This is a genomic window from Nostoc sp. JL34, assembly GCF_017114945.1.
In the GTDB taxonomy this organism is placed as follows: domain Bacteria; phylum Cyanobacteriota; class Cyanobacteriia; order Cyanobacteriales; family Nostocaceae; genus Nostoc.
The window spans coordinates 220406-241138 of sequence record NZ_JABXKQ010000044.1; the positions used below are offsets into that span (position 1 = coordinate 220406).

Annotated in this window: 2 protein-coding genes and 1 pseudogene; all 3 read right to left on the minus strand. The window is 43.3% G+C overall.

The window, feature by feature from the left end; translation table 11 throughout:
• Positions 1–45: 45 nt before the first annotated feature.
• Positions 46–840 carry a hypothetical protein gene (locus HWQ44_RS09195; protein WP_292717762.1) on the minus strand — a complete coding sequence of 265 codons (795 nt, stop codon included), beginning with the start codon at positions 838–840 and terminating at the stop codon, positions 46–48.
• Positions 841–1057: 217 nt separating this feature from the next.
• Positions 1058–1873 (minus strand): phytanoyl-CoA dioxygenase family protein, encoded by an 816-nt coding sequence (locus HWQ44_RS09200; RefSeq protein ID WP_292717764.1) that lies wholly within the window; start codon positions 1871–1873, stop codon positions 1058–1060.
• A 160-nt stretch (positions 1874–2033) separates the two neighbouring features.
• A pseudogene (locus tag HWQ44_RS09210) lies at positions 2034–20728 on the minus strand (non-ribosomal peptide synthase/polyketide synthase); the annotation flags it as partial.
• Between the last annotated feature and the right edge of the window lie 5 nt (positions 20729–20733).

Consider the following 20733-nt stretch of genomic DNA (forward strand, 5'->3'; position numbering starts at 1 on the left):
ATTCAACTAGGATTGCTATAGTATTTTACCTCCTACTTATCAGCTTCAAGACCACAAAATAATTTCACCATTAGGAAGTAATCCAATCGCCGAAGTAAATGTCACACGTTGTCCATCCATCGGCTCAACAATGTGAAAATTGCGTGTATTGAAAATGAATATATCTCCCACATAAGGTTGAAAGCCGATCGCGTCTGCATCTGCAATTACTGTATCACTATATCCGTAGGAATCGAGTTTATACCGTTCATTTCCTGGTTGCCACTGGCGATCGTAAATGCGTGTTTGACCATGATTATTAGGAGAAAATTTCAAGTACAAATTCCAAGAAAGTTGAGAAATAACTGTACCAACTTCCCATTCAGATTGTTCTAGAGGAGCATAATCAATATGAAGTTGAGTACCCTGCTCTATTTTTCTGATCAGTCCTGCATAATAACTACTGTAGAATGGTTCCGATGCAATTCGCACGGTCGCGCCTGTACACTCTCGGATTTGCATCATTAAGCGTTCTAATGGATTGAAAGAAGCTGCCATAATGCAGTCTCTTAATTTAGTTGCACGTTGTACTGCTTGGAAATAAGCTGCTTTACTAATGCGATTATATTCAAACACCGTGATACCAATTCGCTCAATCTTGGGATTCACATCTTGATAGCAGTCAAAGTTGAACAATTGAGCTTGTTCAACTAACATCTCACACTCTTGGTTTGTGGAAAATTCTTTTAACCGAATTAAAGGAATTCGGTTTTCCAACAGCATTCTTAAAGACTCTGTAGTTAAGGGATACTCTTGCTTGTTGTCCCAAACCTTGCATTTAATCTGGTTAGAAGTAGCCATAATCCAACTCCTAAAATTTAAATCTCAACTCAAATTCAACCTATCTAATTTTGCCAAAGTTAGCTGATATTAATTGGATAGTAATATCTAGCGATCGCTTTTACATCTGTCTGAAAATAAGTAAAACTTGAAGAAGCTTTGCACTGTTGCAGGCTCAGTTCGGAGATATATTGATAAGTGCATTTAGCCTTCCCACTTAATATCTCCGAGATGTGGGTTAAATCAGAGCTTTGTTAAGTAGAGGCTGTAGTGGTGTATGGTCGCGGCTCACTAAGAATTCTGGTCTGGGTTGCCCCTTGAAGCTCGGTATATTGTTGATGCTGTTATAAGTGATGATGAGGAGCCTGCGATCGTAGGGAGAAATGTTGGGTGCCGATCCGTGTACTAAATTACAGTGAAAGAAAAGGACAGAGCCTAAAGGGCCTTTTGGTGCAACGATACCTTTTTCAGTAGCTAGTTTAGCGATCGTTTCTTTACCGAGGGAGTACTTAAGAGCAGCACTAACATTAGACTTCCAGTCATTTTTTTGGTGATTAACTTCAGATGACTCTATTTGTCCTAAGTGAACAAGGCTCTTTTTGTGAGAACCTGGAATAAAATACATAGGGCCGTTAAACTCATTACATTCATCCAAGAAAACAGCAACATTCAATGCTTTAGGGGATGGCATACCATCTTCTCGATCCCAAAATACAAAGTCTTGATGCCACGGCCATATATCTCCTCCAAAAGCTGCTTTAAAGTTGATTTTAAATTGGTAGACATATACATCGCTATTGAGAATTTCACAGGCAGATGTTAGGAGGCTAGGGTGTCGAGTCAAGGAATCTAAAATTTCCGTGGTGGCGTGGCATCCATGAAGAGCGCGCACTGTTTTATTATCCTTTTCTAAAATCTGTCCTGGTATATCTCTTACTATCAAATATTCAACAGTAGCGTGCATTGCCTCAACTTCTTTTGTTGAGAAAAGCTCTGGGATAAATAGTAGCCCATTTTCTCTATAATCTTCTATTTGCTCTTTGTTTAATTTCATGGTTTTCTCCTTCTGATTGCTATAGGATATAACTATTGTTTTGATGTTTAAAATTAACTAATCACTAATATAAACTTGTGTTGATTAACACTGAGTCAGGCGATCGCTCTTTCATAAAAAAATGTTCCTTATCAGCAGAATCTGATTATCAAAACAAGGTTCATACCCCGTCACCCGTAGTTTCCTGTGCTTCTTCAATACAAGCTTTCAACCGTTCGGCTAAGACCTGAACATGTGGTTGATTCATCATCGTGACATGGTTGCCTGGGACAAAATGGATATCCACTGGCTCGGTAGAAAACTTGCTCCAGCCCCAAGTCGAATCCTTCAAAATCTCAGAAATTACTTCACTATGAGACTCTTCAACTGCGGAAGTTTCGCTGGCCCGCAAGAAGGTAATTCGGATTGGAGAAACCTGTTGTGGCACATAATTAACTAGAGAGTTAGCTTTGAGCAATTGCACCATATTATTAAGCTGCGTAATTTCATCATCAGGAGGCAAGATATCAACATTTTTTAATTTTTCTAGAACGTATTTCAGTTGATCTTCCCAAACCAAACATTCAAGAGCATCGTCAGAAATATCTAGGTTCTTTGCGTAAACAATTTCGATTGCGCCTGCCAATTGAGCTAGCCATTTAACATTATCCCAATCAAAACCTTCGGGCTTTTCCTGATAAAAAGGTGCTGTAGTATCAAGAATGGCAACTAAAGAAACCTTATGTCCTTTGCGAAGTAACTGCTGCGCCATTTCAAAAGCTAATTTACCGCCAAAAGAATGGCCTGCTAAAAAATACGGCCCCTGCGGTTGAACAACTAAGAGTGCTTGAATGTACTGGGCGGCTACATCCTCAACTGGAGTAATTGATTCCCATCCTCCAGAAAAAGCATTTGCTTGGAAACTGTAAAATGGTTGGTCTGAACCCAGACAACGCGCTAAGTCATACAAGTAGAAAGGAGTACCAGCAGCTCCTGGAAGGCAAAACAAAGGTGGTTTGGAACCGTTCGGCTGAATTGCTACTAAGGGAGACCAAATTGAGGAATCCGAATCCGCTTGCACAATAGTTGCCAACTGTTCAATAGTTGGATTTTGGTAAAGGCTGGCTATAGGAATATCTTTACCAAACTGCTGTTTAATTTGAGCCATTAAGTAAGGAGTTAAAAGGGAATGACCACCGAGGTCAAAGAAGTTATCTTGTACTCCCACCTTGTCAACTTTCAAAATTCTTGACCAGATTTGTGCTAATTGCAGTTCTAATTGGTTACGTGGTGCAACAAATTTGTCTGAGTCACCGCTATGTAAATCAAGTATTCTCAATGCGCGGCGGTCTACTTTGCCGCTAGGAGTTAGGGGCAAGGACTCCAACATCACAAAACCATTGGGTATCATGTACTCTGGCAGCTTTGCTTTGAGGAAATGGCGCAGTTCGCTAATTGTCGGTGTACAGTGCTGATGCGGCACTATGTAGGCAACTAGGCGCTGATCGCCGGGAGTGTCTTTGTGGGCGATGACACAACATGCCTCCACATCGCCATGTTGGCTCAGTACTGCCTCTACTTCTCCCAATTCGATCCGGAAGCCTCGCACCTTAACCTGATTGTCGATGCGTCCTAAGTATTCAATGTTTCCATCCGGTAAATAGCGTGCTAAATCTCCAGTTTTATACAGGCGGGAGTAGGTGTCAGTGCTAAAGGGATTGGGGATAAATCTCTCAAGTGTTAATTCAGGTCGGTTGAGGTAGCCTCGCGCTAAAGGGATACCAGCAATGTATAATTCTCCTGCTACACCGATAGGTATAGGCTGTAGATATTTATCTAAAATGTATATCTGTGTATTGGCAATTGGTCGTCCAATGGGAGGAAGTAGCGGCCAAGTCTCCACTGAATTAGTCAGAGTAAAAGTGGTGACTACATGGCTTTCCGATGGCCCATAATGATTGTGCAAAGTACAATCATCAGTTAATTTGCTTAACCAATGAGAAATGGCAGGAGTAATTTGCAACTGTTCCCCAGCAGTAATGATTTCCCGCAAATTACTAGTAAATAATTCACCGCCAACAGCGACTTCAGCTAGTTGTTGTAAGCCAACAAAGGGAATAAACAATCTCTCAACCGCTTTGTTTTCTATGAAAGCTAACAAAGCCACTGGATCTCGGCGCAATTCCTCCGTAATCAAGATCAATGTACCTCCAGAATACCAAGTAGAGAACATTTCTTGGAAGGAGGCATCAAAGCTGATTGGAGAAAATTGCAGAGTTTTTGCTCCACGAGAAATTTTCATATTTTCCAGTTGCCACAGGATCAAATTGCAAAGAGCAAGCTGACTCATGGCTACACCTTTAGGTTTACCTGTAGAACCAGAGGTGTAAATCACATAACCTAAGTTAGTTGCTTGCACATTAGAGATGAAATTGTCCTGACTAAACTGGGAAATTAATTGCCAGTTAGTATCCAAACAGACAAGTTTTGCTTGATGCTCAGGTAGTTTCTCAATGAGTCGCTGTTGAGTCAACAATATCGAAACAGCCGCATCTTCTAACATGAAACTAAGGCGTTCTTGAGGATAGTTTGTGTCAAGTGGCACGTAAGCCCCACCCACCTTAAGAATCCCCAGTAGTCCTACGATCATCTCCAGCGATCGCTCCACACAAATACCCACCAACACATCGGCTCCTACGCCCAAAGAGCGCAAGTAGTGCGCCAACTGATTTGCTTTGGCATTCAACTGGTTGTAAGTCAGTTGTTGATTTTCAAACACAACTGCGATCGCATCTGGAGTACGCTCTACTTGCTCCTCAAACAACTGATGGATACACTTATACTTATTTTGAAGATAATCAACTTGAGTGTTGTTCCACTCGACTAATAACTGCTGTTCCTCAGTTGCTGTCAGCAGAGGCAATTGCAAAATTCGCTGCTGTGGATTAGTAACAATTCCCTCAAGCAATGTTTGAAAATGTCCTAACATTCGAGCGATCGCACCATCATCAAATCGGCTGGTATCATAGTTAATCTTCACCAACAATTGCTTACCAGGAGCAGCAATTACAGTTAGCGGATAATTAGTTTGTTCAATGCTGTGAATACTTTCTATAGAGAAACTGTGATTAGGCGATTTTACTGCCTCATCCACAGGATAATTCTCAAAGACAACAATGCTCTCAAATAAAGGCGTTCCTCTAGAAACTTCACTCCAGCCTTGAATATCTACCAATGAGTTATATGAGTATTGCTCAGACTCCACTTGTTGTGTTTGTAAATCCTTCAACAAAGCCAAGACTTGGGTATCATCTGTAACTTGCATTCGTACTGGCAAGGTGTTGATAAATATTCCCACCATCGACTCAATACCGACAAGAGAGGGCGGACGACCTGACACAGTAGCACCAAAAACTACATCTTTTTCTTGGTTGTAACGACTCAGTAGTAATGCCCAAGTCGCTTGCACCAAATTATTTATCGTTAGTTGATGCTGCCGTACAAAAGTCTGTAGGGTAGCTGTTGCTTGCTCTGTCAGTTGGATTTGTTGTTCGCTGTAACTAGAATTTAATCGCTGTCGTTTTGATGATGGTTTATCAACTATCAAAGAAGTGGGTGAGGTAAAACCTTGGAGTTTTTCTCTCCAGAATTGTTCAGCTTGGGTTAAGTCTTGTTTCTGTAGCCAAGCAATATAGTTGCGATAGTTTTGGGCTGGTTGAACGGCTACAGTTTCACCTTGAGAAATTGCTTGATAAAAATATAATAAGTCTTTGAAAATCAAAGGCGTTGACCAGCCATCAAGCAATAAATGATGACAACTCCAAATGAATTGATAACTACCCGCACTCAATTGAATCAGGCTGAGGCTCATCAGTGGTGCTTGATTCAGTTGGAAACCCTCTTTTCGCTGTGACTGTAAGAAAAGCTCTAATTGCTGTTGCTGTTCTTGTACAGATAGCTGTTGCCAATCATATCTGTTGAGATTAATATCTAGCTGCCGAGACACGATTTGAAGTGGCTGGGTTAATTGTTCCCAAACAAAAGCAGTCCGCAAGATTGAATGCCGTGCTACCACTTGCTGCCAAGCTTGCTCAAAAGCTGCTACGTTCAACTCACCTTTTAAAGTAAAACTTAACTGCTCAAAATATACTCCTGAATCTGGAGCATACAAACTTTCAAACAGCATCCCCTGCTGCATGGGAGAAAGTGGATAAATATCTTCAATATTCTTGGAGTTAGTTTTGCCTAAACTTGCCAACAGTTGGTCTAGTTCTAGCTGGTTTAGCTTCACCAAAGAGAAATCTGAAGGTGTATAACCTCCACTCTCTGGTGATGAACAATGAGCAATCAACCCTTGCAATGTTTTAACAAAATCTTGCGCCAGAGTTGCGATCGTGGCTTGCTGGTGGACATTAGTGCTGTAAATCCACTCTATTTGCAACCGTTCTCCAGTAATAACGCTATTAATATCTAATAAATGAGCGCGGTTGTTCTGCAAACTTTGGCTGTGTCCCGCAGACTCACAAGCTGGCTGCATCCAAGAAGATGTATTGAGAAGTTGATCGAATTGACCCAAATAATTAAAACTGATTTCTACTTGCCCACATGCTTGGAGTTGAGCAGCAATTTCTGCATCCTGACTCAGATAGCGCAATAAGCCGTAGCCAATTCCTTTGTTGGGAATAGCGCGCAGTTGTTCTTTGACAGATTTTAAGGCATCTGCTGGATTTTCTGTTGCTCCCAGTTCCACAAGTACAGGGAAAATGGTCGTAAACCAACCAATAGTGCGTGACAAATCCACACCATCAACAATATCTTCTCGCCCATGACCTTCTAAATTGAACAGCACAGAGCTTGAGTTAGTCCATTTTGCCAAAACCAGCACCAAAGCAGTCAGTAGCACATCATTAATCTGAGTGTTGTAAGCCTTTGGCACATCTTGCAGTAAGGCACGAGTTTCGATCTCATTTAATGACACTGATACTGTACTGGCAGACGTAACAGTATTCGCCCCTTGTGTATAGTCAATTGGGATGAGAGGAACTGCGGCGCGAGATTCATTCAGCCAATAAGCCACTTCAGATTTGAGGGCTTGTGATTGTGCATAAGCTGTTAATTTTTCAGACCAATCTTTGAAAGAAGTTGTTTTGGCAGTCAGGGCAATGGCTTTACCTTGAGCAAGTTGCTGATAAGCTGTTTGTAAATCCTCTAATAAAATCCGCCAAGAAACACCATCAACTACCAAGTGATGGATGACTATTAGTAATCGCGCCCTTTTGTCAATACCCAGATGGAAAAAGGCAACCTGCACTAGATTTTCTGACAGATTCAAACTCGCCTGAAAGGAAGCCGCTTTAGTTTCAACAGCAGTTTGTTGCTCACTTTCTGGAAGTGCCGATAAGTCTATATGAGAGAAGGCAACGCTATTAGTAACAGCAGATTCACTTTGCTGCCAAGTGGACTCAGATTGTGTAAAACGTAGGCGCAGAGCATCGTGATGTACTAGCAATTGCTGCAATACTTGCTTTAATAGTTCTGGCTTGAGGTCAGATGGTACTGAGAGCAGAAATGATTGATTAAAGTGGTGCGGCTGTTGTAAATTTTGCTCAAAGAAATAGTGTTGAATTGGTGTTAGAGGTAATGTCCCTGTGACTAATCCTTGTTCTATGTGGATAACACTTGCTATGTTTTCCACTGTCGCTAATTCTGCGATCGTTTGATGTGCAAATAATTGCTTGAGAGTCAAATGCAATCCTGTTTGCTTGGCTCTGCTGATGATTTGAATACTGAGAATAGAATCTCCGCCAAGTTCAAAGAAGTTATCATGAATGCCCACTTGCTCTAGTCTGAGAACTTCTGCCCAAATCTGCGCTAGCATTTCTTCAGTTTGATTGCGTGGGCCTACAAAACTGACTTCCAGTTCTCCACGAAAGTCTGGTGCAGGCAATGCGCGGCGGTCTACCTTGCCGTTGGGAGTAAGAGGCAACGACTCCAGCATCACAAAAGCATGAGGCATCATGTACTGTGGCAGTTGACCAGAGAGGAAAGAGCGTAACTGGCTGACTGTAGGAGTTTGTCCTAAATGCGGCACTACGTAGGCGACTAAGCGTTTATCTCCAGTCGTGTCTTCACGAGCAATGACACAACACGTTTGTACATCCTCATATTGGCTCAACCGTGCTTCAATTTCTCCCAACTCGATACGGAAACCACGTATTTTTACTTGGTTGTCAATACGCCCCAGGTATTCAATTGTGCCATCCGGTAAGTAACGTGCTAAATCACCAGTTTTATAAAGGCGGGAATATAGTTCATTGCTAAAAGGGTTAAGAATGAATTTTTCTTTTGTCAACTCTGGACGGTTGAGGTAGCCTCTTGCTATCCCTGCACCACCAATGTGCAATTCTCCTGGTACACCCACGGGTACTGGTTGCAGATACTCATCTAAGATGTAGATTTGTGTGTTGGCGATCGCGCGACCGATGGGGACAACTTGTCGTTCAATTCCTGCTTTGCAAGTCCAGAAGGTTGCATCAATACAAGCTTCTGTCGGCCCGTAGAGATTGTGCAAGTTCACATTGAGATTACTTAACACGTTCTCTTCCAGAGCAACTGGTAAGGCTTCACCTCCACAAAAGATTTGTTTAAGGGAGTGACAAGTTTCGAGTCCTCCTTGTTCTATAAGTATTTGTAACAAAGATGGTACAAATTGAACAGTTGTTACCTGCTGTTGGGCAATTAACTTTAACAGGTAAGCAGTATCAGCATGACCTCCGGGTTGAGCTAATAGCAACTGTCCACCTACTAACAAAGGAGCGTAGAATTCCCAAACCGAGGCATCAAAGCTAAAGGGAGTTTTCTGTAGCACTTTGTCTTTTTCAGTCAGGGGGAATGTTGCTTGCATCCAGGACATGTGGTTGCAAAGGTTGCGGTGAGAAAGCATTACTCCCTTAGGCTTTCCGGTAGAACCAGAGGTATAAATCACATAGGCCAAGTTAGCTGCTTGCACAGTAGTGAGGCAGTTCGAGTCTTGGCGGTTTCCGTCGAGTCGAAACTGCCGAACCCGAAGGGTGATTAGATTGTCTGGATTTGACTGAGAAATAAACTGCCAGTCAGTATCTAAACATATAATCTGCGCTTGATGCTGAGGCAACTTCTCTTGGAGTTGTTGTTGGGTCAGTAGGACTGAAACTTGAGCATCTTCTAGCATAAAGCTCAAGCGTTCTTGAGGATAATCTGGGTCAAGTGGCAAGTATGCCCCACCCGCCTTAAGAATACCTAGTAGTCCCACGACCATTAAGAGCGATCGCTCTACACAAATACCCACCAACGTATCTGGTTTTACACCCAAAGACTGCAAGTAATGCGCCAACTGGTTAGCGCGACAATTCAATTGCTGGTAAGTCAGTTGTTGATTTTCAAAGACAACTGCTATAGCATCCGGAGTACACTCAACCTGCTCCTCAAACAACTCATGGATACACTTATCAAAAGGATATTCTGCTTGAGTCGAGTTCCATTCAACTAATAACTGATGCTGTTCAACTTGTGTAAGCATTGGCAATTGTGAAATCCGCTCCTTTGGATTAGCAACAATTCCTTCCAACAAAGTCACAAAATGCCCAGTCATCCGCTCAATTGTGCTGCTATCAAATAAGTCAGTGCTATACTCCCATACACCCACTAATCCAGCACCTGTACTGAGCGTAGTCGTTGGCGAAGCCTCAGCAAAATTAGCAGAGTTGTGCATTGATAAACTCAAATCAAACTTAGCAGTTGCCCTTTCTGCTGGTAAAGAACTGATAGTTAAGCCAGCAAGCTCTACTTGAGACATAGGCGCATTCTGGAGTGCAAACATCACTTGGAAAAGTGGCGTATGGCTCAGATTCCGTTCTGGATGCAATGTTTCCACCAGCATTTCAAAAGGCAATTCCTGATGAACATAGGCTCCTAGAGCTATTTCCCGAACGTGAGAGAGTAATTGGCTAAAAGAGGGGTTGCCTGATAAGTCAGCACGCATGACTAAGGTATTAACAAAGAAGCCAATTAATCCCTCAATTTCACTGTGATCGCGGTTGGCAATTGGTGTCCCCACCAAAATATCTGCCACACCTGTGTAGCGGTAAAGTAGGGTATGATAAGCTGCCAAAAGCGTCATAAAGAGGGTACAGCCTCGCTCCTGGCTCAGTTTTGTCAGTCTATTAGTCAACTCAACTGAGAGTTTAAATTCTTGAGTTGCGCCAGCGAAAGTCTGTACAGCAGGTCTTGGTCGGTCTGTGGGTAACGACAACAAGGCTGGTGCATCTTTTAATTGTTGTTGCCAGTAACTTAATTGAGTTTGCAGTACATCTCCTTGCAACCACTCCCTTTGCCAAATGGCAAAATCTGCATATTGAATGGGTAGTGGTGCTAAAGGTGACGGCTCACCTTGAGAATAAGCCTTGTACAGTGCTGCTAATTCTTGGATAAACACACCCATCGACCAACCATCAGAGACAATGTGGTGCATACACACTAACAAAATGTGTTCTGTCTGGGACAGCAGTACTAATGTCGCCCTGATTAATGCTTCATTTGCCAGGTCAAACGGAAGAAGTGCTTGTTCTTGCGCTAATTGCTGTGTAGCGATTTCTTGTTCGGCTGGTGAGAGATGTTGCCATTCAAAAACTGATACTGTCCAATTCGTTTCTGTGTGAATAATTTGAGAAGGTTTTCCATCAACGGTGATGAAGTTGGTGCGTAATGCTTCATGGCGATGAATAATTTCTTGCAAGCTTTGTTCTAAGGCTACTTGATTGAGATTGCCTACTAGACGCAAAGCTATAGGTATGTTATAGAAAGCACTGTTCGGCTCTAACTGGTCTAAAAACCACAAACGCTGTTGAGCATAAGATAGGGGTAATTCTTCAGTCATCATCTTTTGCTCCTTGGTAGAATGCGTGGAACAGTTAGGTCTAAGTTTTGTTGCTGTAACTTCCCGATAGATTGCGCTAGTTCAGCTATTGTTGCAGCCTTGAAAAATTCTGGTAAAGGGAGTTGGACTTTGAAGCGATCGCGGATGCGTGAAACTACTTGTGTTGCCAGTAGCGAGTGTCCGCCTAGTTCAAAGAAGTTATCATGAATTCCTACTTGCTTTAATCCCAGCATTTGTGACCACATCTGTGCCAGTGTTTCTTCGACTGGTGTACGCGGGGCTATATATTTGTCTGAAATTTCGCTGTATAAATCCGGTGCGGGCAAAGCACGCCGGTCTACTTTCCCGTTATGAGTTAGCGGCAACGACTCCAATATCACAAAAGCATTTGGCACCATGTAGTCTGGGAGTTTTGCTTTCAGGTATTGCCGCAGTTTGCTGATTGTGGGTGTACAGTCTTGATGTGGGACTACATAAGCAACTAAGCGTTTATCACCAGGGGTATCTTCGCGGGGGATGACGCAAGATACCTGCACATCACCATGTTGGCTCAGGATTGCTTCAATTTCGCCTAGCTCAATCCGAAAACCGCGTATTTTAACTTGGTTGTCAATACGTCCCAAGTATTCAATATTACCATTTGTTAAATAATGTGCTTTATCACCAGTTTTGTAGAGGCGCGAATGCTCGTCAGAACTAAAGGGGTTGGGAATAAATTTTTGTTGTGTTAACTCTGGTCGGTTAAAGTACTCCCTTGCTAGACCATCTCCCCCAATGTATAGTTCTCCAGGTAGACCAACGCCCACTGGCTGTAGTTGAGAATCTAACACATAGATTTGCGTGTTGGAAATTGGCTGCCCGATGGGAATAGTCGTAGCGTCTTCACTTACTTCCTGCACCAAGTACCAGGAAGTAAATGTTGTATTCTCTGTTGGCCCATAAACGTGCAGTAATCGCTGTGGCGCACCATTTTTCAATACTTCTTTGACCCATTTAGGATCGACCGCTTCTCCTCCAAATAGAAGATGGCGCACTGTATTAAAAGCAGAGGGGGCTTCTTGAGCAATTTGATTGAACAAAGCAGTTGTCAAGAATAACACACTGATACTTTGCGATCGCATAAAGGCTGCAAAGTCTTGTGGCGAAAGTGCCAAATCTTTGCTCACCCCTACTAACCGCGCTCCGTTCAGTAGCGCACCCCAAATTTCAAAGGTTGCAGCGTCAAAAGCATAATTTGAGGCTTGTGCAATCACATCTTGAGCAGAAATGCTCACATAGTTGTTTTCTTTGACTAATCGAACTACACCTTGATGGACAATGCTAACGCCTTTGGGTTGACCTGTAGAACCAGAGGTGTACATTACATAAGCTAAGTTATCAGCTTTGATGCTAGTAGTTGGGTTGTGTTGTGCTTGTTGGCTGATGATATCCCAGTTTGAGTCCAAGGAAATTACACAAGTTTCGCGTTCGGTAAAGCCGCGCCGGAGGCGATCGCCTAGTTTGTTAACTAGTTTTTCTTGAGTCAATATGACTGATAGCTGAGTGTCTTCGAGCATGAAGCTTAAGCGCTCTTGGGGATATTCTGGATCGAGAGGTACATAAGCTCCACCCGCCTTGAGAATTCCCAACATTCCCACTATCATTTCTAATGAACGTTCCACACACAACCCAACCAGTACTTCTGGTTTGATCCCAAGGGTTTGTAGATAATGGGCGAGTTGATTTGCTCTGGCGTTTAACTCGGTATATGTAAGGTGTTGATCCCCAAATATCACCGCCGTTGCATTGGGTGTTTGTTCTACTTGCGCTTCAAACAACTGGTGAATGCATTTATCTTTGGGATATTCTACTGCTGTCTGGTTCCACTCCACTAGAAGTTGATGACGCTCCTCTAAAGAAACAAGAGAGTGCAACTCATAACGTCCTTGTGGCTGGTTCGCCATTGCAGCAAGAACTCTGAGGTAATAATCACTAATCCTGTTGATTTGTTCGGAGCATAACTCACAGGGATCGTATTTCAAATTCAGTGCTACCTCAGAGGAACTGGGACTGACGCTGAATTGAGCAAGAAAAGTAAAGTTTGTTTGTTCAAAAAACTTTCCACCTAGCAGCTGCAAATTATCAAGTCCCAGCACCTGTTCGTAGATATGGAAATGGGTGAAATTAAACGCCGTCTCAAACAGAGGAGATTCACCACCCAAACTCCTCTGTATTTCTGCCAAAGGATAGCGGCGGTGTGGCAACATTTCTCGTTCTGCTGCAAACACTTGTTGCACCAGGTCTGTCCAAGTGCCTCCAGCAAATTGCAGGCGGAATGGCAATGTATTGAGGAATAGTCCCAGGACTCGTTCACCATCACTTTGCTCAGGTCGTCCGTTAGCTGCTACACCCGTTACTACATCTAACTCACCAGTGAGGAAATTTAATACTCGCAGATGGGCAGCCAACAACACACTCTTGAGTGTAACTTCTGCGGACTGAGCCAGTTGTTTTAAGCCTGCAAAAATTTCAGGGGATAAAGTTATCTCTTGCACACCAACTTCTCGAACATTGGTATTTGTTTGCACAAAAGACCAGCGAGGTAATTTGGTAAAAGTGCTGTCGTTTAACCTTTCACTCCAGTATCGCCCAGTTGACGATGAGGCGATCGCTTGTTGCTCTAAAGCCACAAAATCCCGGAACGCAAGACTAAATTGTGGTGATACATAATCGACTCCTTCGCCTAAAAGCGACAAGTAACGCTTAAAAAACTCACTCATCATTGAGGCAACACTCCATCCATCGAGAATAGCGTGGTGGAAACTCACAGTCAGATTAAATGCCTCTTGTGTGCGGCGATGAACAAAGAAACGCACTAAGGGAGGATGAGTCCAATCAAAATGCCGTTTCTTTTCAACTTCAAACCAAGCAGCTAAGGCTTCTTTTTGCTGGGAATGATGTAAATGACACCAATCTTCCACCTGCAAGGGAATCTCAACTTGTTGATGAACCAGTTGCAACGGAATACTGAAACTACTAAGCTCAAATGAAGTTCGCAGTACAGCGTGATAATTGACTAAATCTTGAATAGCAACCTGTAAAAGTTGAACATCAAAAGGGGTTTTGAGGTGGAAACTGAAAATATCGTGATAGACTGCACTATCTTGGCTGTACTCACTGTGGTAAATCATTCCCATTTGCAGCATAGCAAGGGGATAGGCATCCTCTAGACCATCAGGTAACTGCTGTTTGTCTGCTTGAGAAATCAGACTGAATGGTTGAGTTAATTCTAATTCTGTGATGTCATTCTTTTGTGTTTTGTGTGTTTTCAGTTCTTGGACTAGCTCGTGAATCGTCTGATATTTGAATAGCTGTTGGACAGAGAAACTCAAACCTTGTTCTTTAGCTTGAGACAGCACTTGAATACTACGGATAGAATCCCCACCTAAAGCAAAGAAGTTATCATTAATACCTACTTGTTCTACGCCGAGAACCTTAGTCCAAATGGCGGCTAATATTTTCTCTTCTGGAGTGTTAGGCGCGACAAAAACATCTTCTAATTCTGGTCTTGCGGTGTCAGGTACAGGCAAAGCGCGACGATCTACCTTACCATTTGCTGTCAATGGTAGAGCTTCTAACTGCACAAAAGCATTTGGTATCATGTACTCTGGCAGCTTTTGTTTGAGGAAGCGACGTAGTTCTGCGGCTGTGGGAGATTGTTCTGTCTTTGACACTACGTAAGCCACTAAACGTTTGTCGCCCGGTTCATCCTCCCGAACCAGCACCGCGCTTTCCCAGATGGCTGGGTGTTGCGCTAGTAATGCCTCAATTTCTCCCAACTCAATGCGGAAGCCGCGAATTTTCACTTGTTGATCGATGCGCCCTAAATACTCCAACTCGCCATTCGGCAAATAACGTGCTAAGTCGCCGGATTTATATAGTCGTGCTTTTGGGTTATTGCTAAAGGGATTAGAGATAAACCTCTGTGCTGTGAGTTCAGGGCGATTAAGATAGCCACGCGCTACCCCAGCACCACCAACGGACATCTCGCCAGGAACCCCAATCGGTACTGGCTTTTGATGTTCATCTAGCACATACACCTGTAAATCCCGAATCGGACGACCAATTACACTTGCCGTGCCATTCAAATCGGCTTTGCTCAATGGACGGTAGGTGACGTGTACAGTAGTTTCTGTAATCCCATACATATTTACTAACTGTGGCAATTGGTCGCCGTGGCGTTCAAACCAAGGCTGTAAACTCTTTAGTTCTAAGGCTTCTCCACCGAAAATTACCAAGCGTAAGTTCAAATCGCCAGTAGTTGCTATTGACTGTTCGGCTTGAATCAACTGGCGGAAAGCTGAAGGTGTTTGATTGAGAATTGTAACTTTCTCTTGACATAACAATTCATAGAAAGAGTCAGGCGATCGCGTCACCATGTAGGGCACTATTACCAGTCGTCCACCATAAAGCAAAGCACCCCAAATTTCCCAAACAGAGAAATCGAAAGCGTAAGAGTGGAATAGTGTCCAGACATCATCTTGGTTGAAGTGGTACCAAGAATTTGTCGCTGCAAATAGACGAACTACATTTGAATGGTTGACTAAGGTGCCTTTCGGTTGACCTGTAGATCCTGATGTGTAAATGACATAAGCTAAGTTATCAGTTGTAGAGTCACTAACAGGATTGTCTTTACTTTCGGTAGATATGTCTTCCCAGTCTTTATCTAAGCAGACTACACGCGCTCCATGTTCTGGTAAGCTAGTGAGCAATTTCTCTTGAGTCAACAGAACTGATAAGAGTGAATCATTCAGCATATATGCCAAACGGTCTTGAGGATAGTCTGGGTCAAGTGGCACATAAGCTCCACCCGCTTTGAGAATGCCCAGTAGCCCTACCAGCATCTCTAGCGATCGCTCAACACACAAGCCAACCAGCACATCCGCTCCCACGCCCAAAGACTTCAGGTAATGCGCTAACTGATTGGCACGGCAGTTTAATTCAAAGTAAGTCAGTTGTTGATTTTCAAACACCACAGCTACAGCATCTGGTGTACGCTCCACCTGTTCCTCAAACAATTGATGGATACACTTATGCTGGAGATAATCCGCTTGAGTATTATTCCACTCAATTAATAACTGCTGTTGCTCAACTTCTGTCAGCAGAGGTAACTGTAAAATCTTCTGCTGTGGGTTAGCAACAATACCTTCAAGCAACGTCACAAAATGCCCAGTCATCCGCTCGATTGTGCTGGCATCAAACAAATTAGTGCTATATTCCCATACACCCACTAGTCCAGCAGCAGTGGTCTGCATTAACAAAGACAAATCAAACTTGGAAGTTGCACCTGCTGCTGGTAAAGAACTGATAGTTAAGCCAGTAAGCTCTACTTCAGATATGGGGGCATTCTGAAGTGCAAACATCACTTGGAACAGTGGTGTATGACTGAGATCCCGTTGGGGCTGCAATGCTTCCACTAGCATTTCAAAAGGCAAACTCTGATGAGCATAAGCATCCATTGCCATTTCTCGAACACGATTGAGCAATTCGCTAAAACTGGGGTTGCCTGCCAAGTTGGTACGCATCACTAAGGTATTGACAAAAAAGCCAATTAACCCTTCAATTTCACTGCGATCGCGATTTGCGATCGGTGAACCAACCAAAATGTCATCAGATCCTGTATAACGATAAAGCAAGGTATCATAAGCTGCTAACAGAGTCATAAAGAGAGTACAACCTTGCTCTTGGCTTAGTTTTACCAATCTATTAGTTAACTCAACTGATAGTACAAACTCTTGATGTGTGCCAGCGAAAGTCTGCACAGCAGGTCTGGGTCGGTCTGTGGATAACGACAATAAAGCTGGTGCATCTTTGAGTTGCTGTTGCCAGTAACTCAGATGGCTTTGCAGCACATTTCCTTGTAACCAGTTTCGCTGCCAGATGGCAAAATCTGCATACTGAATCGCTAATGGTGTTAAAGGTGATGGTCGACCTTGAGAATAAGCATTGTAAAGTGCTGCTAGTTCTTGCACAAACACACCTATTGACCAAGCATCAGAGACTACATGGTGCATACACATTAACAAGATGTGTTCTGTCTCATTAAGAACTACTAATGTAGCCCTAATTAATGCTTCACTAGCCAGATCAAATGGTTGAATAGCTTGTTTTTGTGCTAATTGCTGTACGGCTATTTCTTGTTCGGTTGTGGATAAATGCTGACACTCAACAGCTGAGACTGTCCAATTTGGTTGTGTTTGGATGATTTGAGTTGGTTGTCCGTTAACGGCGACGAAATTGGTACGTAAGGCTTCGTGGCGATAAATAATTTCTTGTAAGCTTTGCTCTAAAGCAACTTGATTGATATTTCCGACTAGACGTAAAGCTATGGATAAATTGTATAAGGCACTGTTCGACTCTAATTTGTCTAAAAACCACAAACGCTGTTGAGCAAAAGACAGTGGTAAGTCTGCATTTTTTGGTCTTGGTAAGATAGGCAGTGCAGACATATCTAAGTCCTGTTGCTGCAACTGCTCAATTGCTTGTGCTAATTCCGCTACTGTCGCTTTGGCAAACAACTCACGCAATGGTAGTTCCACTTTGAAAATGTTGCGGATGCGTGAAACCAGTTGCGTTGCTAGTAGCGAGTGTCCTCCAAGTTCAAAGAAGTTATCATTAATGCCCACTTGCTCTACTTTCAGCACTTGCGCCCAAATTTGTGCCAGCATTTCTTCAACGGGGGTGCGCGGGGCTATATATTTGTCTTTAAGTTCGCTGTGTAAATCTGGTGCGGGTAGGATGCGGCGGTCTACTTTACCGCTAGGAGTTAGTGGCAGGGACTCCAACATCACAAAACCATTTGGCACCATGTACTCTGGCAGTTTTGCTTTTAGGGATTGGCGCAGTTCACTGATTGTGAGCGTACAATGCTGATGCGGCACTATGTAGGCGACTAAGTGTTTATCACCTGGAGTATCTTCGCGGGCGATGACACAACATGCCTGCACATCACCATGTTGACTCAGTACTGCTTCAACCTCGCCTAACTCAATGCGGAAACCGCGTATTTTTACTTGGTTATCAATTCGCCCCAAGTATTCGATGTTGCCATCAGACAAATAACGAGCTAAGTCCCCAGTTTTGTAAAGGCGTGAGTACTTCGTACACTCTTCGTGAACGGAATTAGAGGATTGGTTCTCTGTTTCCCCCCTGCCCCCTGCTCCCTGCCCCCTGCCTCTTTGAAAGGGATTGGGTATAAATTTTTCTTGTGTTAAGTCAGCTTGGTTGAGGTAGCCACGCGCTAAAGGGACACCACCAATGTATAATTTTCCTGCTACACCGATAGGTACAGGCTGTAGATACTTATCCAGGATATACATTTGTGTATTAGCGATGGGACGACCAATCGGAGGAAGTAGCGGCCAAGTGTCCACGGAATTAGTCAGAGTAAAAGTGGTGACTGCATGGCTCTCCGATGGCCCATAATGATTGTGCAAAGTACAATCACTTAGTTTGCTTAACCAATGAGAAATGGCGGGAGTAATCTGCAACTGTTCGCCAGCAGTAATGATTTCTCGGAGATTACTAGTAACTGATTCACTACCAACAGCTACTTCAGCTAGTTGCTGTAAGGCAACAAAGGGAACAAACAGTCTCTCAACAGCTTTTTCTTGGAGAAAAGCTAACAAAGCCAAAGCATCGCGGCGCAATTCGTCCCCAATTAAGAGCAATGTGCCTCCAGAACACCAAGTAGAAAATATTTCTTGGAAGGAGACATCAAAGCTGATTGGAGCAAATTGCAGGGTTTTTGCTCCACTAGAAATTGTCAAATTTTCCAGATGCCACAGGATCAAATTGCAAAGAGCAAGCTGATTCATGGCTACACCTTTAGGTTTACCTGTAGAACCAGAGGTGTAAATCACATAACCTAAGTTACCAGGTTGTATACCAGTGATGGCATTATGCTGACTTGAGTTAGAAATTGCCTGCCAGTCAGTATCTAAGCAAACAAGATGTGCTTGATGCTCAGGCAGTCTCTCAAGGAGTCGCTGCTGGGTTAGTAGCACTGAAACTTGAGCATCTTCAAGCATGAAACTCAGGCGCTCGCTGGGATATTCTGGGTCAAGTGGCACATAAGCCCCACCTGCCTTGAGAATTCCCAACAATGCCACTACCATTTCTAATGAACGCTCCACACATAAACCGACCAGCACATCGGCTTTCACACCCAAAGACTGCAAGTAATGTGCCAACTGGTTAGCGCGACAGTTCAATTGCTGGTAAGTCAGTTGTTGATTTTCAAACACCACTGCTACAGCATCTGGTGTACGCTCCACCTGCTCCTCAAACAACTGATGGATACACTTATCAAGGGGATAGTCAGTTTGAGTATCGTTCCACTCGACAAGTAACTTTCGTTGTTCCGCTTTTGTCAGCAGGGGCAATTGCGAAATTTGCTCTTTGGGATTAGCAACAATGCCTTCTAGCAAAGTTACAAAATGACCCGCCATCCGCTCGATAGTACCTGGATCAAACAAGTCGGTGTTGTACTCCCACGTACTCACTAGTCCAGTGCTAGTGTTTTCCATGAATAAAGTCAAATCAAACTTGGCAGTTGTCCTTTCTGTCACTAATGGACTGACAGTTAACCCAGTTAGATCCACTTGAGATATGGAAGCATTTTGGAGGAGAAACATCACCTGAAACAACGGTGTATGGCTGAGATCCCGTTCTGGCTGCAATGCTTTTACTAACTCCTCAAAGGGCAGGTCTGAATGAGCGTAAGCTTGCGACATCAGTTGACGCACTCGACTCAGCAACTGCTTAAAACTGGGATTACCTGACAAATCAGTACGTAGCACTAAGGTATTGACAAAAAAGCCAATCAAGTCTTCAGTTTCCAAGCGATCGCGGTTAGCAATGGGCGTACCCACTAAAATGTCATCAGAGCCTGTATAGCGATAAAGTAAGGTAACATAAGCTGTGAACAGCGTCGTGAACAGGGTGGCTTTTTCTTGCTTACTAAAATTGGCAAGTGCTTCACTCAGTTCAATTGAAAGTTTTATATGTTGACGCGCTCCTCGGAAAGTTTGAATGGCTGGTCTAGGTCTGTCTGTGGGTAATTCTAGTAAGCTAGGAGCGTTTTTGAGTAGTTGCTGCCAGTAGTTAAGCTGCCTTTGGAGTACCTCTGTTTGCAACCACTGCCGTTGCCAAATAGCAAAGTCGGCATACTGAATTTGTAGCTCAGGTAGCTCTGGGGAAAAGTTATTGCACAGAGCTGAGTAAATGGTTGCTAACTCCCGCATCAATACACCCACTGACCAAGCATCGAAGACAATGTGGTGTAATGTTAGTAACAAGACGTGTTCTACCTCTGTGAGTTGAAGCACAGAAGCTCGGATTAAACCAGAGTTAGCGAGGTCAAAGGGTCGAATAGCTTCTGCCGTGGCTAATTGCTGGCAAGCGATTTCTTTTTCACTTTCAGGTAGTTCTGTTAGGTCTACTACTGACAAATTTAAGGTTAAGCTTTCAGCAATTATCTGAATTGGCTGCTCGTTAAAGGTTCGGAAGTTGGTACGTAAGGCTTCGTGGCGAGCAATAATTTTGTTGAGGCTTTGCTCTAGTGCCACGACGTTTAGATTGCCACGAAGTCGTAGAGCTGCTTGCTCGTTGTAAAAGGGGTTATTTGGTTCTAACTGGTTCAATAACCAGATTTGTTCTTGGCCAAAAGACAAAGGTAAGTTCTGAGTGCGATCGGCTTTGATCGGGGGTAAATCAGTATCAGTGGCGATACCTCCGGTGAGCTTCGCTAACTCATTTTTCTGGTGCAGCCACAAAATAAGTTCTGTTTTATTCTGAACTAATAAGTCACGAGTTTCTGCTGTCAATACTCCCTTTGGAGCATTAGCACGCAACTGTTCACCATCAACCCACAATTTCACACCTTGCTGAGAAAGTTCAGCTACAAATTGCTTGATATTCATATAAT